Origin of the sequence: Arhodomonas aquaeolei DSM 8974 (assembly GCF_000374645.1) — a bacterium.
Taxonomy (GTDB): Bacteria; Pseudomonadota; Gammaproteobacteria; order Nitrococcales; family Nitrococcaceae; genus Arhodomonas; species Arhodomonas aquaeolei.
This window is the reverse complement of record NZ_KB894810.1, coordinates 115,717-136,950: the sequence shown is the minus strand read 5'-3', so window position 1 is coordinate 136,950 and position 21,234 is coordinate 115,717. Positions and strand designations below refer to the sequence as shown.

Genomic DNA, 21,234 nt, shown 5'->3' with positions numbered 1-21,234 from the left:
GAGGCCGCCGCGGCCACGGGGTTGTCGTCGTCGTAGTCGCTGAACGCGTCGGTCCAGTAGCCGGCGGCGAGGACCGTGTCGTAGCGCTCGCCGTGCCAGGCGAGGATCAGCGGGCTGAGGAAGACGTCGCCGAGGCCGCTGTCGCTCTCACTCAGGCCCATGGCGTCGACGTCCTTGTCCAGGATCGGGGCGATGGCCTCCATGCCGTAGTCCGCGCCGAGGAACTGCTTGTCGGTGATCCAGATCGCGCGGGGCACCACCGCCCGGACCGTGGCGCTGTCGTCGCCGCCGGGGATCTCGCCGTCGTTGTCGCTGATGGCGTCGACCTTGACGTTGTCGGAGTCGTAGTACACGCCGTAGGTGCGCAGGTAGAAGCCCGGCGGCGGCACCGACGCCCCCAGGCTGCCCTCCACGCCGGGGACATAGTGCTGCGTGGCGTCGGCCGAGGCGGCGGCGGGCAGGGCGGCGGCGATCGCGGTGGCGAGGCCGGCCGCGACGAGGCGGTTGCAGTGGGTCATGGTTTTCTCCTCCCCGTGATTATTGTGTCAGTCGGTTCACTCGAACGCGCCGAAGGCGCCGTTCATGTACAGCAGCGGGCTCTCCGGCTCGCTGGTGACGACCTCCTTGACCTCGCCGATGAGCACCGCGTGGGTGTGGGTGACCAGCATCTCCTCGACGACGCACTCGAAGCTCGCCAGCGCCCCGCGCAGCATCGGGATGCCGTGGGAGGAGACGTCCCAGGCCGTCGCCTCGAAGGGGTTCTCGCCGGGCTCGCCGAGCATGCCGGCGAAGCGCCGGGCGACCGTCTCCTGCTCGCGGCTGAGCACGTTGACGGACATGCGCCGGCTCGCGGCGATGAGCTGGAAGGTCCGCCCGCCGAGGTTCACGCAGGCGAGCAGCCGCGGCGGCTCGGCGGACAGCGAGGTCACCGCGGTGGCGGTGAGGCCGTTGCGCTCGCCCTCGTGGGCGGTGGCGACGATGTTCACCGCCCCGGCGAGGCGGCGCATGCCGCCCTTGAAGTCCGCCGCCGGTGCGGCGTGGTCGCGGGCGAAGGCGGACAGTCCCTCGTTGGCCGGGGGCGGGAAGTGCCGGGTGTGCTGCATGCGGATGTTGGCGTTGGCCATGGCGTTGTCCTCCGGTGTCTCGGGCTCGCGGCGGCCGTGCCCGGCGGGCGCGGCCGCGATGGATTACGCCGCCTGCAGGGCGTCCAGGTAGGCCTCGGCGGCCCCGGCCTCCATGAACCAGGGGAAATAGTCCCGCGGGTCGTTGAAACCGTTGGCCATGCGCCGGGCCAGGGCCGGGTTCTCCTGGGCGGCGCCGAGCAGCTGCAGCATGTGCGGGGCCGGGGGCTGGAGCAGGGCGTTGGTCCAGTCGACGACGTAGCGGGCGTAGTCCCAGTAGTGTTCGAAGGTGGCCTGCATCCAGTCGGTGTCGTAGGGGGCGTCGCCGCGGGCGAGGATGGCCTCGAGGTAGGCGGCGGCGCACTTGGAGGCGTTGTTCGAGCCCTGGCCGGTGATCGGGTCGTTGAGCACCACGGTGTCGGCCATGCCCATCACGGCGGCGCCGGAGGGCAGGCGGGCCACGGGGTGGCGCACCGTCGGGGGGAAGCGCCCGGCGAGGGTGCCCTGGTCGTCGGTGAGCTCGACGTTGCGGCAGCGTGCGGCCTCCCAGGGGAGGTAGGCGTCGAGGATCTCGAGGCTGCGCTCGAGGTGGCCGCGGGGGCCGTCCACGTCGCCCCAGCAGTCCATGGGGCCGCCCGGCACGCCTTCGAACACCATGATCTCGCACGGGCCGGTGAGCGTCAGCGCCGGGAAGACGAAGTACTCGCCCACGCCGGGGATGAGGTTGAAGCACACCGCGGAGTGCTCCGGGCGCGGGGTCATGCCGTGGACGTAGGTCAGCGCCAGGGCGCGCTGGGGCTTGTCGAAGGTCGAGCGTTCGGCGTCGCGCTCGAACAGCCGGCCGATCTCGCCCTTGCCGGAGGCGACGATCACCAGGTCGTAGTCCCGGGCGTAGGACTCGAGGTCCTCGACGCCGGCGTCCTGGATGCGCAGGTCACCGCCGCGGCGGGTGAATTCCTCCATCCACGCCGGCATCTTCACGCGCTGGTCCACGGACTGGGCGTAACTGTCCAGCCGTCCGGCCCATTCGAGCTGCTTGCCGCCGCCGTTCTCGGCGGGGACGGTGAACGAGATCCCCTCCACCGGCGGGCAGTCCTCCTCCCAGAAGTTCAGCCCGAGGTCGCGCTCGTGCTGGAGCGCGGCGTCGAACATGCACTGGCTGGAGGTGACGCGGCCGTTGCGGATGTCCTCGCCGCTGCGGTTGGAGACGATGGTGACGCCGTAGCCGTTGTCGAGCAGGCCGATGCCGAGCTGGAGCCCGGACTGGCCGCCGCCGATGATCATGATGCGACGCATGGTTCTCTCCTCCTCAGGTTCTGGTCCGCACCCGCCACCGGATTGCCCGGGGGTGAGCGGCGGTGGCGCGTGCGGGGTGTCCGGCGCGGGCGGTTCGCCGCCGGGCCGGAATTCGCCGGCCTAGCCGAGCCGGGTGATGGCCGCGGCGGCCTGTTCGGGTCCCATCGCGGTGTAGCCACCGTCCACGGCGTAGTCCGCGCCGGTGACGAAGCTCGCCTCCGGCGAGCACAGGAAGCGCACCACCGCCGCCACCTCCCCGGCCTCGCCCAGGCGCCCGGGCAGGTGGTAGTCGGCGGCCACGCGGTCCGCCTTTTCCCGGTCGCCGCCGGCGAGCGCCTCGATGACGTTGGACCAGGTCCAGCCGGGGGAGACGCTGTTCACGCGGATGCCCTCGCCGGCGAGGTCCACCGCGGCGGAGCGGGTGAGCTGGAGCATGGCGGCCTTGGTGGCGGGGTAGAGCCAGCGCCCGGACTGGGCGACCCTGGCGCTGATGCTGCCGAAGTTGACGACGCTGCCGCCGCCGCGCCCGCGCATGTGGGGGCGCACCGCCCGCAGCATCATGACCGCGCCGATGAGGTTGACGTCGAAGGCGGTGTGCCAGTCCTCGCGCGTCGAGTCCGCGCCGTCGTCGACGTAGCAGCAGGCCAGGTTGACGAGGATGTCCACGCCGCCGTCGCGGGAGACCACCGTGTCCACGCAGCGGCGGATCGCCTCGTCGTCGGTGACGTCGGTGGCGATGAAGCGTGCGCCGTTGCCGATGGCCTGCGCCGCGCTCTCACCGCCGCCGGTGTCGATGTCGGCGAGGGTGACGCGGGCGCCGGCCTCGCACAGTGCAGCGGCCACGGCGCGGCCGATGCGGGTCGCGCCGCCGGTGACGATGGCGACTTTGTTATCCAGTGATGCCATGAGCCTCTTCCTCCTCGCGGGTCGTTGACGTCCCGTCGCGTTTCGTTGTTTTATGTTTGAAATATTTCAGCGCCCCCGCCCGGCCACAATCCGCTTTGCGCATCCGCTGTCCGGTATGCGCAAAGAAGCGGCGGACGGGGGCGGAGAAGGGCGGAAAGCCCCGCGTCGTTGTTGATTCCGAAGGGGAGGAGCCGGGGGCCGTTTCGCGGCCGCCGGCGGAGGCAGAGGCATCATGACCGAGTCTCCGGGCGGCGCCTTGCCGCTGGCCGGCTACGGCCTGTTCGAGACGGGCGACGTCGACGAGGCGCGGGAGTGCGTCGCCCGCGTGTTCTCCGCTCACCGGCTGGCGCCGGTGCGGGGGCCGGCGGACCTCGACGCCCACCACAACCGCGTCGACCTCGGCGGCGTGAGCGTGAACTACCTGCGCTACGGTGCCACCGTGTCCATCGACCCTGGCGAACTGGGCTCGTACTACCTCCTCCAGCTCCCGCTCGCCGGCGGTGCGGAGATTACCTGCGGCGGCGAGAGCGTCTCCGCCGGTCCCCGGCGGGGGACGCTGCTCGGCCCCGCCGGACGGGTGCGCATGTGCTGGAGCGGCGACTGCGGCAAGCTGCTGGTGCAGGTGCGCCGGGAGGTGATGAGCGGCTACGTCCAGGCGCTTCTCGGTGGCGCCGCTCCGGGCGTCCCGCGTTTCGACCTGGCGGTGCCGATGGATGCCGGCCCGGGGCGGATGCTCATGGACACCGTGCGCTTCGTCACCGCGCGCCTGGATGCCGATCCCGCGGCCGCCGCCAATCCCCTGGTGGCGGCGCAGCTGCGCCAGATGCTGCTCTCCGCGCTGGTCTGCGGCCAGGCCGGCGACGTCGCCAGCCGCCTGCTCGTGCCGGAGCAGGGTGCGTGCCCGCGCTACGTCCGCCGCGCCGAGGAGTACATCGAGGCGCATGCCGCCGAGGCGCTGACCCTGGAGGACGTCGCCCGCGCCTGCGCGGTGAGCGCCCGGGCGCTGCAACAGGGCTTCCGCAGTCACCGCGGCTGTACCCCGATGGGCTTCCTGCGCGAGGTGCGTCTGCGGCGCGTGCATGCCGCCCTTGCGGATGCCGACCCGGACGATCCGCCGCGGGTCGGCGAGGTCGCCCTGGCCTGGGGCTTCGCCCACTTCGGCCGCTTCGCCGCCCGCTACCGCGAGCGCTTCGGCGAGCCGCCGTCCCAGACCCTCGCCCGCGCTCGTCGCTGAGGCGGCGAAACCGTGGCCCGGGCGTCACCGTGGCTGGGTCATTTCCGGTATGATGGCGCGCTTTCCGGGACAGCATCCGATCGGGAGAGGCTATGCGCATCACCATCTTCGGCACCGGCTACGTGGGTCTGGTCACCGGCGCGTGCTTCGCGGAGGTGGGCAACCACGTCGTCTGCGTGGACGTCGACGCCGCCAAGGTCGACCGGCTCAACGCCGGCGAGGTGCCCATCTACGAGCCCGGTCTGGAGACCCTGGTGACGCGCAACCGCGCCGCCGGGCGGCTGGAGTTCACCACCGACGCCGAGCGCGGCGTGCACCACGGCAGCTTCCAGTTCATCGCCGTGGGCACGCCGTCCGACGAGGACGGCTCCGCGGACCTGCAGTACGTGCTCTCCGTGGCCCGGACCATCGCCGGGCACATGAACGGGCACCGGGTCATCGTCGACAAGTCCACGGTGCCGGTGGGCACCGCGGACCGTGTGCGCGAGGCGGTCTCCACGGTGCTCGCCGAGCGCGGCGAGGAGATCGGCTTCGACGTGGTCTCCAACCCGGAATTCCTCAAGGAGGGCGCCGCGGTGGAGGACTTCATGAAGCCCGACCGGGTGATCGTCGGCACCGACGACGCCGCCGCCGGCGAGCGCATGCGCGAGCTCTACGCGCCCTTCAACCGCAACCACGACCGCCTGATCGTCATGGACGTGCGCTCCGCGGAGCTCACCAAGTACGCCGCCAACGCGATGCTGGCCGCCAAGATCAGCTTCATGAACGAGCTCGCCAACCTCGCCGACCGCGTCGGCGCGGATATCGAGCGCGTGCGCGTGGGCATGGGCTCGGACCCGCGGATCGGCTACCACTTCATCTATCCCGGGGCCGGCTACGGCGGCTCGTGCTTCCCCAAGGACGTGCGCGCGCTGGTACGCACCGCCTACGACGTGGACTACGCGCCGCAGATGCTCCAGGCGGTGGAGGACGTCAACGAGCGCCAGAAGAGCTATCTGTTCACCCGGCTGCGCGAGCACTTCGGCGGCGACCTCTCCGGGCGGACCATCGCCCTCTGGGGCCTGGCCTTCAAGCCCAACACCGACGACATGCGCGAGGCCTCCAGCCGCCGGCTCATGGAGTCGCTGTGGGAGGCCGGGGCGTCGGTGCGGGCCTTCGACCCCAAGGCGATGGACGAGGTCCGCCGGATCTACGGCGACCGCCCGGGGCTGACCCTGTGCGACGACCCGGACGCGGTGCTGGAGGGGGCCGACGCGCTGGCGATCGTCACCGAGTGGAACCTCTTCCGCAGCCCGGACTTCGAGGCCATCCGCGAGCGCCTGCGCGAGCCGGTGATCTTCGACGGCCGTAACCTCTACGACCCGGCGGCGCTGCGCCGTCACGGCTTCACCTACTACGCCGTGGGCCGGCCGGTGGCCCGGCCCTGAACCGGGACGGCGGCGGTCCGCCCGTCGCCATGCGTTTACCCCCCGGTGGACGACCTAGTATCCTTCGGCAATACTCATCCGGACTGTCTCCCGCGCCCGCGCGCGGCCGGTCCGCATAGCGCATTCAGTGACGAGGTTTATGGCGCCCAAGGTCTACGTACACACCCACGGCTGTCAGATGAACGAGTACGACTCCGCGAAGATGGCGGAGGTGCTCGGTGCCGAGCGCGGCTACGAGCGCGTGCGTACCGCCGAGGAGGCGGACCTCATCCTGCTCAATACCTGCTCCGTGCGCGAGAAGGCGCAGGAGAAGGTGTTCTCGCAGCTCGGGCGCTGGAAGGCGCTCAAGGCCGAGCGCCCGGGGCTGATGATCGGCGTCGGCGGCTGCGTGGCGAGCCAGGAGGGCGCGGCCATCGCCGAGCGCGCGCCCTACGTGGACATGGTCTTCGGGCCCCAGACCCTGCACCGCCTGCCGGATATGGTGGACCGCGCGGGCGGGGCGCAGCGCACGGTGGTGGACGTCAGCTTCCCGGAGATCGAGAAGTTCGACCGCCTGCCCGAGCCCCGGGCCGAGGGGCCGACCGCCTTCGTCTCGATCATGGAGGGCTGCAGCAAGTACTGCAGCTTCTGCGTGGTGCCCTACACCCGCGGTGAGGAGATCTCGCGCCCGTTCGAGGACATCCTCGGCGAGTGCGCGGAGCTCGCCGAGCAGGGCGTGCGCGAGGTCACCCTGCTGGGGCAGAACGTCAACGGCTACGCCGGCGCGATGGACGACGGCACGCCGGCGGACCTGGCGCTGCTGATCCACTACATCGCCGCCATCGACGGCATCGACCGCATCCGCTTCACGACGTCCCATCCGCTGGATTTCAACGATGCGCTGATCGAGGCCTACGCGGAGGTCCCGGAGCTGGTCGGCCACCTGCACCTGCCGGTGCAGAGCGGCTCCGACAACGTCCTGCGGCTGATGAAGCGCAACCACACCCGGGACGATTTCCTCGATCTCGCCGCCCGGCTGCGCGAGGCGCGCCCGGACCTGGTGATGTCCTCGGACTTCATCGTCGGCTTCCCCGGCGAGATGCGCCAGGACTTCGAGGACACCATGGACCTCATCGAGCAGGTGGGCTTCGACCAGTCCTTCAGCTTCGTGTTCTCCAAGCGCCCGGGCACGCCGGCCGCCCAGCTCCCCGACGCCACGCCCATGGCGGAGAAGAAGGAGCGGCTGCAGCGCATGCAGGCCCTGCTCAACGACAACGCCCGGCGCATCAGCGAAGCGATGGTCGGCACGGTGGAGACCGTGCTGGTCGACGGCGTCTCCAAGAAGGACGCCAGCGAGGTGGCGGGGCGCACGGAGAACAACCGTGTGGTCAACTTCCCGGGGCCGCAGCGGCTGATCGGCCGGTTCGCGCGCGTGCGCATCACCGAGGCCCTGGCCAATTCCCTGCGCGGCGAGTTCGTCGGCTTCGACGAGGCCCTCGAGCCCGGACTGGCCGCCGCCAGTGCCTGATCGCAGCGAGGGCGAACGCATAGTGACTGACACCCCCGAGGCCATCGACTTCACCCTGGACCCCCCGGACAACGAGCGACTGGCGAGCCTGTGCGGACAGTTCGACGAGCACATCCGCCAGGTCGAGCGCCGGCTCGGCGTGGAGATCAGCAACCGCGGCCACCGCTTCCGCATCATCGGCGAGGACAGCGCCGCGCTGGCGGCGAGCCGGGTGCTGCAGGCCCTCTACGACGCCTCCGGCGAGGGCCCGCTCAGCCCGGAGAACGTCCACCTCTACCTGCAGAAGGCGGACGTGGAGGCGCGCACGGAGCCCGAGGCCAGTGAAGGCGCCGCCGGCGACGACGTGGTCATCCACACCCGCAAGGGCCAGGTGCGCGGGCGCGGCCCGAACCAGCGCCGCTACCTGCACAGCGTCATCACCCACGACCTCAACTTCGGCGTCGGTCCCGCGGGTACGGGCAAGACCTACCTCGCCGTGGCCTGCGCCGTGGACGCGCTGGAGCGCGACCTGGTCCAGCGCCTGGTGCTGGTGCGCCCGGCGGTGGAGGCCGGCGAGCGGCTGGGCTTCCTGCCCGGCGACCTCGCCCAGAAGGTGGACCCGTACCTGCGCCCGCTCTACGACGCGCTCTTCGAGATGCTCGGCTTCGAGCGGGTGAACAAGCTCATCGAGCGCAACGTCATCGAGGTGGCCCCGCTGGCGTACATGCGCGGGCGCACGCTCAACAACGCCTTCATCATCCTCGACGAGGCCCAGAACACCACCGTCGAGCAGATGAAGATGTTCCTCACCCGCATCGGCTTCGGCTCCACCGCCGTGGTCACCGGCGACGTCACCCAGGTGGACCTGCCGCCGGGCAAGACCTCCGGGCTGCGCGACGCCATCGACGTCCTCCGGGGCGTTACCGGGGTGAGCTTCACGTTCTTCGGTGCGCGCGACGTCGTGCGCCATGATCTGGTACAACGGATCGTGCAGGCCTACGATGCCCGCTCCGGTGACGGCGGCGAGGCCGCGCACTGAACGGGTCCAGGGTGGGTGCCCCGATGATCGATACGGACATACAGCTCGCCTCCGCAGTGGCGGAGGTCCCCGACGACGACGACTTCAGACGCTGGGTCGAGGCCGCGCTGGCCGGCCGTCGGCTGGAGGCGGAGGTGAGCGTGCGCATCGTCGACGAGCCGGAGGGCCGCGAGCTCAACGCCACCTACCGGGGCCGCGACTACGCGACCAACGTCCTTTCCTTCCCCGCCGGGCTGCCCGAGGGCGTGGACCTGCCCATGCTCGGCGATCTCGTGATCTGCGCGCCGGTGGTCGAGCGCGAGGCCGCGGAGCAGGGCAAGCCCGCGCGGGCGCACTGGGCGCACATGGTGGTCCATGGCATCCTGCATCTGCTCGGCCACGACCACATCGAGGACGACGAGGCCGAGCTCATGGAGGCGGAGGAGCGCACCGTGCTCGCCGCCCTGGGTTTCCCCGATCCCTACGCAGAGTCCGTGGAGGTGCCGGAAGGCGGTTAGCCGGGCCCGGCGTGGATCGGTTAGCCGGCCGGTGGGCCCGCTAACCAATCAACGCATCCGGCGCTTTCCGAGGCAACCATCGAGAGCTTGATGAACGAGGACCGATCAGGCAGTAGCAGCAGTAGCCAATCGCACAACGGCCATCACCGTAGCTGGCTCGAGCGTATCGGCCAGGCACTTTCCGGCGAGCCCCGCGACCGCGAGGATCTCGTCGAGGTGCTGCGCCAGGCCACCGAGCGCGAGATCCTGGACCACGACGCCCTGGCGATGATCGAGGGCGTGCTCCACGTCTCCGAGCTGCAGGCCCGCGACATCATGATCCCGCGCTCCCAGGTGGCGGTGCTCCAGCGCAGCGACCGGGTCTGGGACCTGATGCCCACCATCGTCGAGACGGGGCATTCGCGCTTCCCGGTGACCGGGGAGAGCCGCGACGACGTCATCGGCATCCTCATCGCCAAGGATCTGCTGCGCTATCTCGATCCGGACACCCAGCGCGAGTTCAACCTGCGCGAGCTGCTGCGTCCCGCGCTGTTCATCCCCGAGAGCAAGCGGCTGGACGCGCTGCTCAAGCTCTTCCAGGACAGCCGCAACCACCTGGCGGTGGTGGTCGACGAGTACGGCGGCCTCGCCGGCATCGTGACCATCGAGGACGTCATCGAGCAGATCGTCGGCGAGATCGACGACGAACACGACGACGAGGACGACGGCTGGATCCTCTCCCGCGGCGACGACGGCGAGTTCGTGGTCAAGGCGCTCACGCCCATCGACGAATTCAACGAGAACTTCGGCACCGACTTCAGCGACGAGGAGTTCGACACCGTCGGCGGGCTGGTGGCCAACGGCTTCGGCCATGTCCCCCGGCGGGGCGAGGCGCTGGAGCTCGGCGGCTGCCGTTTCGAGGTCGTGCGCGCCGACAGCCGCCGGATCTACCTGCTCCGCGTCAGTCGCTTCCCGGTGGCGGTCGCGGTGGAGGACGACGACCACTCCCAGGCCGGCTGACCATGCCGGTACGTGTGCTCGCGGGCCGGGCGGGCCCGTTCCTCGCCCTGCTGGCCGGACTCGCCATGGCGCTGGGCTTCGCCCCGTACGGCCACGGCTGGATCGTGCCGCCGGCGCTGGCGGTGGCCTTCGCCCAGGTCGCCGCGGCCCCGCGCCGCCGTGCGGCCCTCGGTGCCTACCTCTTCGGCCTCGGCTACGCCGGGGCCGGCGTGTACTGGATCTTCATCAGCATCAGCCGCTACGGCGGCGGCCCCCTCGCCGCCAGCGCGGTGACGCCGCTGATGATCGCGCTGTTCGCGCTCTATCCCCTGGCCGCGCTGATGCTGGGCCGCTGGGTGGGTGCCGGGCGCCGGGGGGTAACCACCCTGGCGGCCCTGCCCGCCGCCTGGCTGCTGGTCGAGTGGGTGCGCAGCTGGTTGTTCACCGGCGCGACCTGGCTCGCCGTCGGCTATACCCAGGTGGACCTGCCCCCCGGTGCGCTGGCCCCGGTGCTGGGCCTCTACGGCGTCGGTGTGCTGGTGTGCGCCCCCGCCGGCGGTCTCGCCTGGCTGGCACTGCGCCCGGATGCGCGGCGGCTGGGCGTCGCGGCGGCGCTGATCGCTGCCTATCTCGCCAGCGGCGCGCTCTGGGGCGTGCACTGGAGCCGACCCGCGGGCCCGGCGATGGACGTCGCACTGGTTCAGGGGAACGTCCCGCAGGACAAGAAGTGGCTGGTGGACAACCGCGTCGACACCCTGCGCTACTATGCACAGGCGAGCCGCCGGCATTACGGGACACCGCTGATCGTCTGGCCGGAGGCGGCGGTGCCCGCGTTCTACGACGCGGTGGCGGAGAACTTCCTCGACCCGCTGGCGGAGGAGGCGGCGGACGCCGGCAGCCATATCGTCACGGGCGTGCCCGCGAGGGGCGCGGACGGCGGCGCCTACAACGCGGTGGTGGTGCTCGGCCAGGGGCCGGCCACCGGCTACTTCAAGCGCCACCTGGTGCCGTTCGGCGAATACGTCCCCTTCCGGGACTGGCTCGGCGGTGCGCTGGACTTCATCGGCGCGCCCCTGGGGGACTTCAGCGCCGGCACCGAGCCGGCGCCGCTCACCGTCGACGGGGTCACCATCGGCGCCTCCGTGTGCTACGAGGTCACCTTCGGCCCGCTCATCGCCGATGCCCTGCCGCAGGCGCAGGTCCTGCTCAACGTCAGCAACGACGGCTGGTTCGGCGACTCCGCCGCGCCCCACCAGCACCTGGAGATGGCGCGCATGCGCGCGCTGGAGACCGGCCGGGAGATGCTGCGTGCCACCAACACCGGGATCACCGCCGTGATCGGCGCCGACGGCACGATCCGGGCGCAGGCGCCGCAGTTCGAGCGCACGGTGCTGGAGGCCTCGGTGCGCCCGCGCCGGGGGGAGACGCCCTACGTCGTCTACCGCGACGTGCCGGCGGTCGCACTCGTGCTGGCGGTGCTGGTGCTCGCCGCGGGGCTCGCCCGCGCGCCCCGCCGGCGCGCGGACTGAGATCCCCGCGGCGGCTCAGGCGGCGTCGGCGCTGGCGCGCACGAACACCGTGCCCCGGCACTTGGGGCAGGGCGGGATGTGGCCGGGGCGGGTGAAGGTCAGGTGCTCGCCGCAGGCCTGGCAGCGCAGGCGCCCGGGGCCGGCGATCTCGCCGGTGTGATACTCCGAGGCCCGCTCCAGGAACTGCTGGAACTCCAGCCATTCCAGCCGGGTACGGTCCGCCACGGAGGTGAAACGGTCGAGCAGCCAGTTCTCGATGAGCTGGACGTCCATGTGCAGCCAGGCGCTCAGATCCCGGTTGTTGCGCGCGGTGTAGTCGGCGGCCTCCTCGAGGTCGCGACGCAGCCATTCCGCCACCCGGTCCGCTTCCTCGCGGGTGAGCTCGCCGAGCTCCACGGCGCGGTCGCGGGCGTGCTCCAGCGCCTCGCGAACATGCGGGCCGAGCTCCTTCTCCGCCGTGTCCAGTCGGTCGCGCAGGCGTTCGAGCATGCGTTCGTAGCCGCGCAGTTCGCGCTCGTGCTTGTCGTCGCTCATCAGCGTTCCTCGCCGTCGTATGGAGATGATCCGTCAATATGCCGTTCGCGGCGACTGGTGCAAACCCCTCGCGGGTCACGGTATCCTCTGCGCTTTAGCCGGGCGCCGGTCGCGGCGGCCCAACCGAACAGACCCACTGGATCGAACGAGCCCAAATGGAAGAGCAATACCAGCCGGAGGTGGTCGAGGCCGAGGCCCAGCAGTACTGGGAGCGCCACGAGTCGTTCAGGGCCGTCGAGCGGCCCGGGGCGGAGACCTACTACTGCCTGTGCATGTTCCCCTATCCCAGCGGCAAGCTGCACATGGGGCACGTGCGCAACTACACCATCGGCGACGTGGTCGCCCGCTACCAGCGCATGCAGGGCCGCAACGTCCTCCAGCCCATGGGCTGGGACGCCTTCGGCCTGCCCGCCGAGAACGCGGCGATGCAGAACCGGGTGCCGCCGGCGCAGTGGACCCGCGAGAACATCGAGCACATGCGCGGCCAGCTCCGGCGCCTGGGCTTCGGTTACGACTGGTCCCGCGAGTTCGCCACCTGCGACCCCTCGTATTACCACTGGGAGCAGTGGCTGTTCACCCGCCTCTACGAGAAGGGGCTGGCCTACAAGAAGACGGCCACGGTGAACTGGGACCCGGTGGATCAGACCGTGCTGGCCAACGAGCAGGTCATCGACGGCCGCGGCTGGCGATCCGGCGCGCCGGTGGAGCGCCGCGCCATCCCGCAGTGGTTCCTGCGCATCACCGACTATGCCGACGAGCTCCTTGACGCCCTCGACGCCATGCCGGGCTGGCCGGATCAGGTGCGCACCATGCAGCGCAACTGGATCGGGCGCTCCGAGGGCCTGGAGCTGGCCTTCGAGGTCATCGGCCACGACGAGCCGCTGCACGTGTTCACCACCCGGCCGGACACCCTCTACGGTGTCACCTACATGGGGCTCGCCGCCGAGCACCCGCTGGCCGCCGAGGCGGCGGCGGGCAACCCGGAGCTCGCCGCCTTCGTCGAGGAATGCCGCCACACCACGGTCTCCGAGGCGGACGTGGCGACCATGGACAAGCGCGGCATGGACACCGGCCTGCGCGCCCGTCACCCGCTCACCGGCGAGGCGCTGCCCATCTACGTCGCCAACTTCGTGCTCATGGAGTACGGCTCCGGCGCGGTCATGGCGGTGCCGGCCCACGACCAGCGCGACTGGGAGTTCGCCCGCGCCTACGAGCTGCCGATCCGTCAGGTGATCGAGCCGGAGGGCGAGGGCGGCGACGTCGGCGAGGGCGCGGTCACCGCCCGGGGGACCCTGGTGAACTCCGGCGACTACACCGGCCTGTCCTCCGACGACGCCTTCGAGCGGCTGGCGGCGCATTTCGAGGCCGGCGGCCGCGGGCGCCGCCGGGTGAACTACCGCCTGCGCGACTGGGGCGTCTCGCGCCAGCGCTACTGGGGCGCGCCGATCCCCATGATCAACTGCCCGGACTGCGGTGACGTGCCGGTGCCGGACGAGGACCTGCCCGTGGTGCTGCCCGAGGAGGTCACCATCGAGGCCGGCGGCTCGCCGCTCAAGCGCATGCCGGAGTTCTACCGTACCGCCTGCCCCCGCTGTGGCGCCGAGGCCGAGCGCGAGACCGACACCTTCGACACCTTCATGGAGTCGAGCTGGTACTACGCCCGCTTCGCCTGCGCGGACAGCGACACTGCCATGCTCGACGAGCGTGCCGACTACTGGACCCCGGTGAACCAGTACATCGGCGGCATCGAGCACGCCATCCTCCACCTGCTCTACGCGCGTTTCTACCACAAGCTGATGCGCGACGAGGGCCTGGTGAACTCGGACGAGCCGTTCACCAACCTGCTCACCCAGGGCATGGTGCTCAAGGACGGCGCGAAGATGTCCAAGTCCAAGGGCAACACGGTGGACCCGCAGGCCCTGGTGGACCGCTTCGGTGCCGACACCGTGCGGCTGTTCACGATGTTCGCCGCGCCGCCGGAGCAGTCCCTGGAATGGTCGGACTCCGGTGTCGAGGGGGCGTCGCGCTTTCTGCGCCGGCTGTGGAACCTCGTCGCCGCCCACGCGGCGGAGGGCCCGGCACCGGCGCTGGACCCGCAGGCCCTGGACGACGACGAGCGCGCCATGCGCCGCAAGGTCCACGAGACCCTGCGCAAGGCCGGCGACGACATGGGCCGGCGTTTCACCTTCAACACCGCCATCGCCGCGGTGATGGAGCTGACCAACGACGTCGGACGTTTCCAGGCGGACGGCGACGGGGCCCGGGCCGTGCGCCAGGAGGCGCTGGAGATCACCCTGCTGATCCTCGCGCCCATCGTGCCCCACATCACCCACCGGCTGTGGCAGGTCCTCGGCCACGAGGATGCCATCGTCGACCGCCCCTGGCCGGCGGTGGACGAGGCGGCCCTGACCCGCGAGACCGTCGAGCTGGTGGTCCAGGTCAACGGCAAGCTGCGCAGCCGTATCGACGTGGCGGCGGACGCGGACAACGACACCATCGAGTCCGCGGCGCTCGCCGACGAGAACGTGCAGCGGTTCACCGAGGGCAAGACGGTGCGCAAGGTCATCGTCGTCCCGGGCCGCCTGGTCAACGTGGTGGCGAAATGATGCGTGCATTCACCCGAGCGCTCACCGTCTGCCTGGCTGCCGTGATCGTTGCCGGCTGTGGCTGGCAGCTGCGCGGTGCGGGCATGGAAGGACTGTCCGGACGGGCGGTCGCGGTGACCGCACCCAACGGGCTGTCGACGCTGGAGCGCGTGGTCCGCCGCGAGCTCAACGCCCTCGGCGGCCGGATGGTGGCCGAGGGCGCGGGCGAGCAGAGCCTGGAGCTCGTCTCCGAGAACCAGAACCGCCGCGTGCTCGCCAAGGACGACCGTGGCCGGGCGGAGGAGTACGAGCTCACCTACCGCCTGAGCTACCGCATCGGCACACCGGGCAGCGACACCCCGCCGCGCTCCATGGTGGCCACCACCGACGGCACCTACCGCGCCGACGGCAACGATGCGCTCGCCGAGCAGTCGCGCCGCAACCGCCTGGTGGAGAGCCTGCGCGTGGAGGCGGTCCGGCTGATGCTCGCGCGACTGGCCGCGGCATCGCCGGAGCAGGGGCAGCCCTGACTATGGCCGAGCTGCGCCCGGAGCAGCTCCCCCGCCAGCTGAGCGCCGGGCTCGCGCCGGTGTACCTGCTCACCGGCGACGAGCCCCTGCTCGTCGAGGAATCCCTGTCGCAGATCCGCGAGGCCGCCCGCGCGGCCGGCTTCGACGAGCGCGAGGTGCTCCAGGTCGAGGCCGGTTTCGACTGGGGGCGTCTGCGCGAGGCCGCCCGCAGCCTGTCGCTGTTCAGCAGCCGCCGGCTGGTGGAGCTGCGCTGCCCGGACGGCAAGGTCGGCCGTGACGGCGGTGCCGCACTCAAGGAGTATGCCGGCGATCCGCCGGCGGATACGCTGCTGGTCGTGGCGGCCGCCGGCATCGACGCGCGCCAGCGCAGCAGCGCCTGGGTGAAGGCCCTCGCCGGTGCCGGGGTCCACGTGCATGCGTGGCCGGTCGCCGCCGGCCAGCTTCCCGGCTGGCTCGCCCGGCGGCTGCGTGCCCGGGGCCTGGAGGCGGACGAGGAGGCGCTGGCGCTGCTCGCCGAGCGGGCCGAGGGCAATCTCCTCGCCGCCGCGCAGGAGGTGGACAAGCTTTCGCTGCTCTACGACGGCGGGCGCATCGGTGCCGCCGAGGTGCGGGAGGCGGTGGGCGACAGCGCCCGCTTCGTCACCTTCGACCTGCCGCGGGCGGTGGCCGCCGGCGACCTCGCCCGGGTGTGGCGGATCACCGACGGCCTGCGCGAGGAGGATGACGAGCCGGTGCTGGTGCTCGGCGTGCTCGCGCGGATGCTGCGCGTGCTGCTGGAGCTGCGTGCCGCGCATGCCAGCCGCCGGGAGTCGCCGGACGCCGTGTTCCGGCGTCACCGCATCCGCAAGGCGGAACAGCGTCCCCTCTGGCAGCTCGCCGGGGCGGTGCCCGCCTCGCGCTGGCAGGCGCTGCTGGTGGACGCCGCGCGGGTCGACCGGGTGATCAAGGGCGCGGCCCGGGGCCGGCCGTGGGACGAACTGTTACACTTGGCCAGCGAGATGACACGATTGGCCGCCGGTGCGGGTCGCGCCGGTGCCCGGAGCGGATGACCAGCGATGAGTGCAAGCGCGGAGCGAACGGATCTCGACATCGATGCGTACATGACCGGCCTTGGCCGGGCGGCCCGCGAGGCCGGCCGGGCGCTCGCCCGGGTGGAGCCGGGGCCGCGCAACCACGCCCTGCAGGCGACCGCGGACGCCATCGAGGCCGCGGCCCCGCAGCTGCGCGCCGAGAACGCGAAGGACCTGGAGGCGGGCCGGACGGCGGGCCTGGACGCCGCACTCCTGGACCGGCTGGAGCTCACCGACGCGCGCATCGCGGACATGGCCGCCGGCCTGCGCCACATCGCGGCGCTGCCGGACCCGGTAGGCGCGATGCGCGAGGTCAACAGCATGCCCTCCGGGATCCGGGTGGGTAAGATGCGCGTGCCCCTCGGCGTGGTCGGCATCATCTACGAGTCGCGCCCCAACGTGACCGCCGACGCCGCCGGCCTGTGCCTGAAGTCCGGCAACGCCGTGATTCTCCGCGGCGGCTCCGAGGCGATCCACTCCAACCGGGCCATCGCCGCGTGCATCGGCGAGGGGCTTGCCGCCGCCGGGCTGCCCGAGACCGCGGTGCAGGTGGTGACCACCACCGACCGCGCCGCCGTGGGCGCGCTCATCACCATGGACGAGTACGTCGACGTGCTCGTGCCGCGGGGCGGCAAGGGGCTGATCGCGCGCATCATGCGCGACGCCACGGTGCCAATGATCAAGCACCTGGACGGCGTCTGCCACGTATACGTGGACGAGCATGCCGACCTCGCCAAGGCCGACCGTGTCGCCTTTAACGCCAAGACCCAGCGCTACGGCACCTGCAACACCATGGAGACCCTGCTGGTCCACCAGGCCGTCGCCGGTACGCTGCTGCCGGGGCTGGCTGCGCGTTTCGGCGAGGCCGGCGTGGAACTGCGCGGCTGCGAGCGTGCCCGCGCCGCGGTCCCCGCGATGGCCGGGGCAACCGAGCAGGATTGGGCCACGGAATACCTCGCGCCGGTCCTCGCCGTGCGCGTCGTCGACGACCTGGATGCCGCCATCGAGCACATCGAGCGCTACGGCTCCCACCACACCGACGCCATCGTTACCGAGCACTGGAGCCACGCCCAGCGCTTCCTCCGCGAGGTGGACTCGGCATCGGTGATGGTCAACGCCTCGACCCGTTTCGCCGACGGCGGCGAGTACGGGCTCGGCGCAGAGATCGGCATCAGTACCGACAAGCTCCATGCCCGCGGACCGGTGGGGCTGGAGGGGCTTACGACGGAGAAGTACGTGGTCTTCGGCGACGGTCACATCCGCGAATGATCCCGGGCCGCGCGCCCCTGGGCATCCTCGGGGGGACCTTCGACCCGGTGCATTACGGCCACCTGCGGCCGGCGGTGGAGCTGCTCGAGGCGCTCAACCTCGCCGAGCTGCGCCTGGTGCCCGGACGCATCCCGCCCCACCGCCCGCCGCCGCGGGTCTCCCCGCACCGGCGCCTGGAGGTGCTCACCGAGGCGGTGCGGGCGATGCCGGGGCTGCGCGTGGACGACCGCGAGCTCCACCGCGGTGGTCCGTCCTACACCGTGGACACCCTGCGCACCCTGCGCGAGGAGATCGGCGAGCGTCCCCTGTGCTTCGCGCTGGGCAGTGATGCCTTCCTCGGGCTGCCGCGCTGGTACCGCTGGGAGGCGCTCACCGACTACGCCCACCTGGTGGTGATGGAGCGCCCCGGTCACCCGACGCGGCTCGGGGGCGGGTTCGGCGAGTGGGCGATGGCGCGCCGCGCGGATTCGGCATCGGCGCTGCGCGACGCCCCCGCGGGGCGGATCCTGTTCATGCCGGTCACCCAGCTCGACATCTCCGCGACCGGCGTGCGCCGGCTGCTCGCCTGCGGCGAGTCCGCGCGCTGTCTGATGCCCGAGCCCGCATGGCGGCTGATCGCCGAGAACGGCTGGTATGGTTATCCCCAGGTCTAGTGCCTCTTCCGGGGCACCGAGGGGTGCGTGGCGCGTGAGGCGCGATGCACCGTTTCCGCAACGATGAGCAACGAGAAGGCCATGTCCAATCAGACGATGGAACCCGAGGCGGTCCGCGACCTGGTCGTGGATGCGGCGGAGGACATGAAGGCGGAGGATGTCCGCGTGTTAGACGTGCGCGGGCGCACCGCAATCACGGACTTCATGGTCTTCGCCAGCGGCTCCTCCCGCCGCCACCTCAAGAGCATCGCCGACCGCGTGGTCGAACGCGCCCGCGAGGCGGGCCACGATCCCCTGGGCCGGGAGGGCGATGAGACCTCGGGCTGGATCCTGGTCGATCTCGGCGAGGCCGTGGTGCACGTCATGCTTGCCGACGTGCGTGACTTCTACCGCCTGGAGAACATCTGGGCGGTGGACGACGCGGACGAGGCCGACGGCGCCGGCCAGGGCGAGTGACGGCGCGGCATGAGGCTGCGCATCGCCGCCGTGGGCCAGCGCATGCCCGGCTGGGTGGCGACGGGGGTGGAGGAGTTCACCCGGCGCATGCCCCGGGAGCTGCCGCTGGAGATCGTCGAGATCCCCGCGAGCCGCGCCCGGCGGGGCGGCGACACGGCCCGCGCCACCGCGGAGGAGGGCGAACGCCTGCTCGCCGCGGCGAAGGGGGCGCGCATCGTCGCCCTGGACGAGGGCGGGCGGTCGCTGACCACCGCGGCGCTGGCGACGCACCTGGACGAATGGCGGATGGACGGCGACGACGTCGCCTTCCTGATCGGCGGCGCGGACGGGCTCGCGCGCGAGTGCCGGCAGCGTGCCGGGCTGGTGTGGTCGCTTTCGGCGCTGACCTTCCCCCACATGCTGGTGCGGGTGATCCTGGCAGAGCAGCTCTACCGCGCCTGGACGGTTCTCAGCAATCATCCCTATCATCGAGACTGAACCCGCGCGCACAACCCGAGAGGACTGGGTATGGACCCGCAGGCTGATGTAGACATCTATCTCGCGTCGCAATCCCCGCGCCGCCGCGAGCTGCTCGAGCAGCTCGGCGTGCGGTTCGCGAGCGTCTCCCAGGACGCGGAGGAGACCCTGGAGCCCGGCGAGAGCCCGGAGGTCTTCGTCATCCGCCTGGCCCTGGAGAAGGCGCGCGCGGGACGGGCCAATGTCTCCGGTGACCGGCCCGTGCTCGGAGCCGACACCGTGGTGGTGCTCGACGGCGAGGTCTTCGGCAAGCCGCGGGACGAGGCCGAGGCGATGGACATGCTCGAACGCCTCTCCGGGCAGTGTCACCGGGTGCTCACCGGGGTCGCGCTGGTCGGCACCGATGAGGAGGCGACGCGGCTGTCCGTCACCCACGTGACCCTGCGCTCGATCGCCGACGACGAGCGCAACGCCTACTGGGCGAGCGGTGAGCCGGCGGACAAGGCCGGGGCCTATGCCATCCAGGGTCGGGGCGCGGTGTTCGTGGAGCACATCGACGGCAGCTACTCCGGGGTCATGGGGCTGCCGCTGTTCGAGACCGGCGATCTGCTCGGCGAGTTCGGGATCGACTACCTGGCCAACTGGCGCCGCCCGTGAGCCAGGAACTGCTCATGAACATCACCCCGCGGGAGACGCGGGTGGCGCTGGTGGAGAACGGTTCGCTCCAGGAGCTGCACATCGAGCGTGCCCGCAAGCGCGGGCTGGTGGGCAACATCTACAAGGGGGCGGTTTCCCGGGTGCTGCCGGGGATGCAGGCGGCGTTCATCGACGCCGGCCTGGAGCGCACCGCCTTCCTCCATGCCTCCGACATCGCCCATGCCGACGAGGCCCTGGCGGAGGCGCCGCGGGTGCCGGAGATCACCCGGCTGCTCAAGGAGCAGCAGTCCGTGCTCGTGCAGGTGATCAAGGACCCCATCGGCACCAAGGGCGCGCGGCTGACGACCCACATCACCGTGCCCTCGCGCTACATGGTGCTGCTGCCAGGCAACCCGACCGTGGGCATCTCCGCACGCATCGAGGACGACGGCGAGCGCGCCCGGCTGCGTGAGCTCGGCGAGCGTTTCGTCGCCGAGGGGGAGGGCGAGGACGTCGCCGGCGTCATCCTGCGCACCGCCGCGGAGGGTGTGGACGAGGCCGACCTCGCCCGGGATCTCGACTTCCTGCGCCGGTTGTGGCGCTCGATCCGCCTGCGCGCCGCCGCCGCCCAGCCCGGCTCGCTGGTGCATGCCGATCTGCCGCTGGTGCTGCGCGCGCTGCGTGATCTGCTCGTCGACCAGGTCGACCGGGTGCGAATCGATTCACGGGAGAACTACGACAAGGTCGTCGGTTTTGCGCGCCAGTTCCTTCCCGAAATTGCCCCGTATATCGAATACTATCCGGGCGAGCGGCCGATCTTCGATCTCTACAGCATCGAGGACGAGATCCAGAAGGCGCTGGACCGGCGGGTGAATCTCAAGTCCGGTGGTTACCTCATCATCGACCAGACCGAGGCGATGACCACCATCGACGTGAACACCGGCGGCTACGTGGGCCACCGCACCCTCGAGGAGACGATCTTCAAGACCAACCTCGAGGCGGCCCAGGCCATCGCGCGCCAGCTGCGGCTGCGCAATCTCGGCGGTATCATCATCATCGACTTCATCGACATGGAGGAGTCGGAGCACCGCCGCCAGGTGCTGCGCGCGCTGGAGAAGGCGCTGGAGCGCGACCACGCCAAGAGCCAGATCAGCGGGGTCTCCGCGCTCGGACTCGTGGAGATGACGCGCAAGCGCACCCGCGAGTCGCTGGAGCACCTGCTCTGCCAGCCGTGCACCACCTGCGGCGGGCGGGGGACGCTGCGCACACCGGAGACGGTGTGCTACGAGATCGCGCGCGAGATCATGCGCGAGGCGCGGCAGTTCGACGCCCAGCGCCTGCTGGTGCTCGCCGCCCAGGAGGTGGTGGATCTCATGCTCGACGAGGAGAGCGACAGCTTCGCCGAGCTGGAGGAATTCGTGGGCAAGCCCATCGAGTTCCAGGCCGAACCGCTCTATACCCAGGAGCAGTTCGACGTCGTCCTCATGTAGTGCGCGCCCCCGGGCGCGCCGTTGCCCCGGGAGGGAGCCGCC

General features: G+C 71.3%; 21 protein-coding genes. 16 read left to right on the top strand and 5 right to left on the bottom strand.

Translation table 11 applies throughout. The features are described from left to right. The 4 genes from C516_RS0112000 to C516_RS0111985 all read right to left on the bottom strand — a co-directional run. Positions 1-518: SphA family protein (locus C516_RS0112000; protein WP_018718640.1), on the bottom strand; the 518-nt coding region annotated here is incomplete at its 3' end. Positions 519-554: 36 nt separating this feature from the next. Beyond that, the gene (locus C516_RS0111995; protein ID WP_018718639.1) at positions 555-1,124 is read right to left on the bottom strand and encodes a flavin reductase family protein; all 570 of its coding nucleotides are present in this window, start codon (positions 1,122-1,124) and stop codon (positions 555-557) included. 63 nt (positions 1,125-1,187) lie between these two features. Beyond that, entirely contained in the window at positions 1,188-2,417 is a 1,230-nt protein-coding gene (locus C516_RS0111990) for a styrene monooxygenase/indole monooxygenase family protein (protein WP_018718638.1), read from the bottom strand. A 120-nt stretch (positions 2,418-2,537) separates the two neighbouring features. Further along, the gene (locus C516_RS0111985) at positions 2,538-3,323 is read right to left on the bottom strand and encodes an SDR family oxidoreductase (protein ID WP_018718637.1); all 786 of its coding nucleotides are present in this window, start codon (positions 3,321-3,323) and stop codon (positions 2,538-2,540) included. A gap of 232 nt (positions 3,324-3,555) precedes the next feature. Between C516_RS0111985 and C516_RS0111980 the strand changes: the two genes are divergently transcribed. The 7 genes from C516_RS0111980 (at position 3,556) to lnt (ending at position 11,513) form a co-directional block, all read left to right on the top strand. Further along, on the top strand, positions 3,556-4,557 hold the full coding sequence (locus tag C516_RS0111980; RefSeq protein ID WP_018718636.1) for an AraC family transcriptional regulator: 1,002 nt from the start codon (positions 3,556-3,558) through the stop codon (positions 4,555-4,557). A gap of 92 nt (positions 4,558-4,649) precedes the next feature. Beyond that, positions 4,650-5,984, top strand: a complete 1,335-nt coding sequence (locus C516_RS0111975) for a UDP-glucose dehydrogenase family protein (protein ID WP_018718635.1) — start codon at positions 4,650-4,652, stop codon at positions 5,982-5,984. Positions 5,985-6,123: 139 nt separating this feature from the next. Next, a complete protein-coding gene (gene miaB, locus C516_RS0111970; protein WP_018718634.1) occupies positions 6,124-7,491 on the top strand; it encodes a tRNA (N6-isopentenyl adenosine(37)-C2)-methylthiotransferase MiaB in 1,368 nt (455 codons plus the stop codon). Between the two features lie 22 nt (positions 7,492-7,513). After that, positions 7,514-8,509 (top strand): PhoH family protein, encoded by a 996-nt coding sequence (locus tag C516_RS0111965; protein WP_018718633.1) that lies wholly within the window; start codon positions 7,514-7,516, stop codon positions 8,507-8,509. A 23-nt stretch (positions 8,510-8,532) separates the two neighbouring features. After that, on the top strand, positions 8,533-9,006 hold the full coding sequence (gene ybeY / locus C516_RS0111960) for an rRNA maturation RNase YbeY (RefSeq protein WP_018718632.1): 474 nt from the start codon (positions 8,533-8,535) through the stop codon (positions 9,004-9,006). 90 nt (positions 9,007-9,096) lie between these two features. Continuing rightward, on the top strand, positions 9,097-10,005 hold the full coding sequence (locus tag C516_RS0111955; protein WP_018718631.1) for a CorC family transporter: 909 nt from the start codon (positions 9,097-9,099) through the stop codon (positions 10,003-10,005). Positions 10,006-10,007: 2 nt separating this feature from the next. After that, a complete protein-coding gene (gene lnt, locus C516_RS0111950) occupies positions 10,008-11,513 on the top strand; it encodes an apolipoprotein N-acyltransferase (RefSeq protein ID WP_018718630.1) in 1,506 nt (501 codons plus the stop codon). Between the two features lie 15 nt (positions 11,514-11,528). Here lnt and C516_RS0111945 read toward each other — a convergent pair whose 3' ends face one another. After that, positions 11,529-12,047 (bottom strand): zinc ribbon-containing protein, encoded by a 519-nt coding sequence (locus C516_RS0111945; RefSeq protein ID WP_018718629.1) that lies wholly within the window; start codon positions 12,045-12,047, stop codon positions 11,529-11,531. Positions 12,048-12,202: 155 nt separating this feature from the next. Here C516_RS0111945 and leuS point away from each other — a divergent pair, with 155 nt between their 5' ends. The 9 genes from leuS to rng all read left to right on the top strand — a co-directional run bounded on the left by leuS (position 12,203) and on the right by rng (position 21,192). Beyond that, positions 12,203-14,653 (top strand): leucine--tRNA ligase, encoded by a 2,451-nt coding sequence (gene leuS / locus C516_RS0111940; RefSeq protein WP_018718628.1) that lies wholly within the window; start codon positions 12,203-12,205, stop codon positions 14,651-14,653. Then, on the top strand, positions 14,653-15,162 hold the full coding sequence (locus C516_RS0111935; RefSeq protein ID WP_040409508.1) for an LPS-assembly lipoprotein LptE: 510 nt from the start codon (positions 14,653-14,655) through the stop codon (positions 15,160-15,162). Before leuS ends, C516_RS0111935 begins: the two co-directional genes overlap by 1 nt. A 2-nt stretch (positions 15,163-15,164) precedes the next feature. After that, complete coding sequence (gene holA, locus C516_RS0111930) at positions 15,165-16,211, top strand: DNA polymerase III subunit delta (RefSeq protein ID WP_018718626.1); 1,047 nt, start codon at positions 15,165-15,167, stop codon at positions 16,209-16,211. Positions 16,212-16,217: 6 nt separating this feature from the next. After that, on the top strand, positions 16,218-17,501 hold the full coding sequence (locus C516_RS0111925; protein ID WP_018718625.1) for a glutamate-5-semialdehyde dehydrogenase: 1,284 nt from the start codon (positions 16,218-16,220) through the stop codon (positions 17,499-17,501). Further along, entirely contained in the window at positions 17,498-18,154 is a 657-nt protein-coding gene (gene nadD, locus C516_RS0111920) for a nicotinate-nucleotide adenylyltransferase (protein WP_018718624.1), read from the top strand. Before C516_RS0111925 ends, nadD begins: the two co-directional genes overlap by 4 nt. Before the next feature lie 81 nt (positions 18,155-18,235). Next, entirely contained in the window at positions 18,236-18,610 is a 375-nt protein-coding gene (rsfS, locus tag C516_RS0111915) for a ribosome silencing factor (protein ID WP_240466082.1), read from the top strand. Positions 18,611-18,619: 9 nt separating this feature from the next. Then, the gene (rlmH, locus tag C516_RS0111910) at positions 18,620-19,087 is read left to right on the top strand and encodes a 23S rRNA (pseudouridine(1915)-N(3))-methyltransferase RlmH (RefSeq protein WP_018718622.1); all 468 of its coding nucleotides are present in this window, start codon (positions 18,620-18,622) and stop codon (positions 19,085-19,087) included. A 30-nt stretch (positions 19,088-19,117) separates the two neighbouring features. Next, entirely contained in the window at positions 19,118-19,723 is a 606-nt protein-coding gene (locus tag C516_RS0111905) for a Maf family protein (RefSeq protein ID WP_018718621.1), read from the top strand. Positions 19,724-19,737: 14 nt separating this feature from the next. Beyond that, positions 19,738-21,192: a ribonuclease G gene (gene rng, locus C516_RS0111900; protein WP_018718620.1), complete on the top strand. Its 1,455-nt coding sequence runs from the start codon at positions 19,738-19,740 to the stop codon at positions 21,190-21,192. Positions 21,193-21,234 lie beyond the last annotated feature (42 nt).

What these genes read in the sequence shown, in the direction of transcription:
- C516_RS0111995 (WP_018718639.1), bottom strand. Translation starts at nt 1,124, where the DNA reads ATGGCCAACGCCAACATCCGCATGCAGCACACCCGGCACTTCCCGCCC.
- C516_RS0111990 (WP_018718638.1), bottom strand. Translation starts at nt 2,417, where the DNA reads ATGCGTCGCATCATGATCATCGGCGGCGGCCAGTCCGGGCTCCAGCTC.
- C516_RS0111985 (WP_018718637.1), bottom strand. Translation starts at nt 3,323, where the DNA reads ATGGCATCACTGGATAACAAAGTCGCCATCGTCACCGGCGGCGCGACC.
- C516_RS0111980 (WP_018718636.1), top strand. Translation starts at nt 3,556, where the DNA reads ATGACCGAGTCTCCGGGCGGCGCCTTGCCGCTGGCCGGCTACGGCCTG.
- C516_RS0111975 (WP_018718635.1), top strand. Translation starts at nt 4,650, where the DNA reads ATGCGCATCACCATCTTCGGCACCGGCTACGTGGGTCTGGTCACCGGC.
- miaB (WP_018718634.1), top strand. Translation starts at nt 6,124, where the DNA reads ATGGCGCCCAAGGTCTACGTACACACCCACGGCTGTCAGATGAACGAG.
- ybeY (WP_018718632.1), top strand. Translation starts at nt 8,533, where the DNA reads ATGATCGATACGGACATACAGCTCGCCTCCGCAGTGGCGGAGGTCCCC.
- C516_RS0111955 (WP_018718631.1), top strand. Translation starts at nt 9,097, where the DNA reads ATGAACGAGGACCGATCAGGCAGTAGCAGCAGTAGCCAATCGCACAAC.
- lnt (WP_018718630.1), top strand. Translation starts at nt 10,008, where the DNA reads ATGCCGGTACGTGTGCTCGCGGGCCGGGCGGGCCCGTTCCTCGCCCTG.
- C516_RS0111945 (WP_018718629.1), bottom strand. Translation starts at nt 12,047, where the DNA reads ATGAGCGACGACAAGCACGAGCGCGAACTGCGCGGCTACGAACGCATG.
- leuS (WP_018718628.1), top strand. Translation starts at nt 12,203, where the DNA reads ATGGAAGAGCAATACCAGCCGGAGGTGGTCGAGGCCGAGGCCCAGCAG.
- C516_RS0111935 (WP_040409508.1), top strand. Translation starts at nt 14,653, where the DNA reads ATGCGTGCATTCACCCGAGCGCTCACCGTCTGCCTGGCTGCCGTGATC.
- holA (WP_018718626.1), top strand. Translation starts at nt 15,165, where the DNA reads ATGGCCGAGCTGCGCCCGGAGCAGCTCCCCCGCCAGCTGAGCGCCGGG.
- C516_RS0111925 (WP_018718625.1), top strand. Translation starts at nt 16,218, where the DNA reads ATGAGTGCAAGCGCGGAGCGAACGGATCTCGACATCGATGCGTACATG.
- nadD (WP_018718624.1), top strand. Translation starts at nt 17,498, where the DNA reads ATGATCCCGGGCCGCGCGCCCCTGGGCATCCTCGGGGGGACCTTCGAC.
- rsfS (WP_240466082.1), top strand. Translation starts at nt 18,236, where the DNA reads ATGTCCAATCAGACGATGGAACCCGAGGCGGTCCGCGACCTGGTCGTG.
- rlmH (WP_018718622.1), top strand. Translation starts at nt 18,620, where the DNA reads ATGAGGCTGCGCATCGCCGCCGTGGGCCAGCGCATGCCCGGCTGGGTG.
- C516_RS0111905 (WP_018718621.1), top strand. Translation starts at nt 19,118, where the DNA reads ATGGACCCGCAGGCTGATGTAGACATCTATCTCGCGTCGCAATCCCCG.
- rng (WP_018718620.1), top strand. Translation starts at nt 19,738, where the DNA reads ATGAACATCACCCCGCGGGAGACGCGGGTGGCGCTGGTGGAGAACGGT.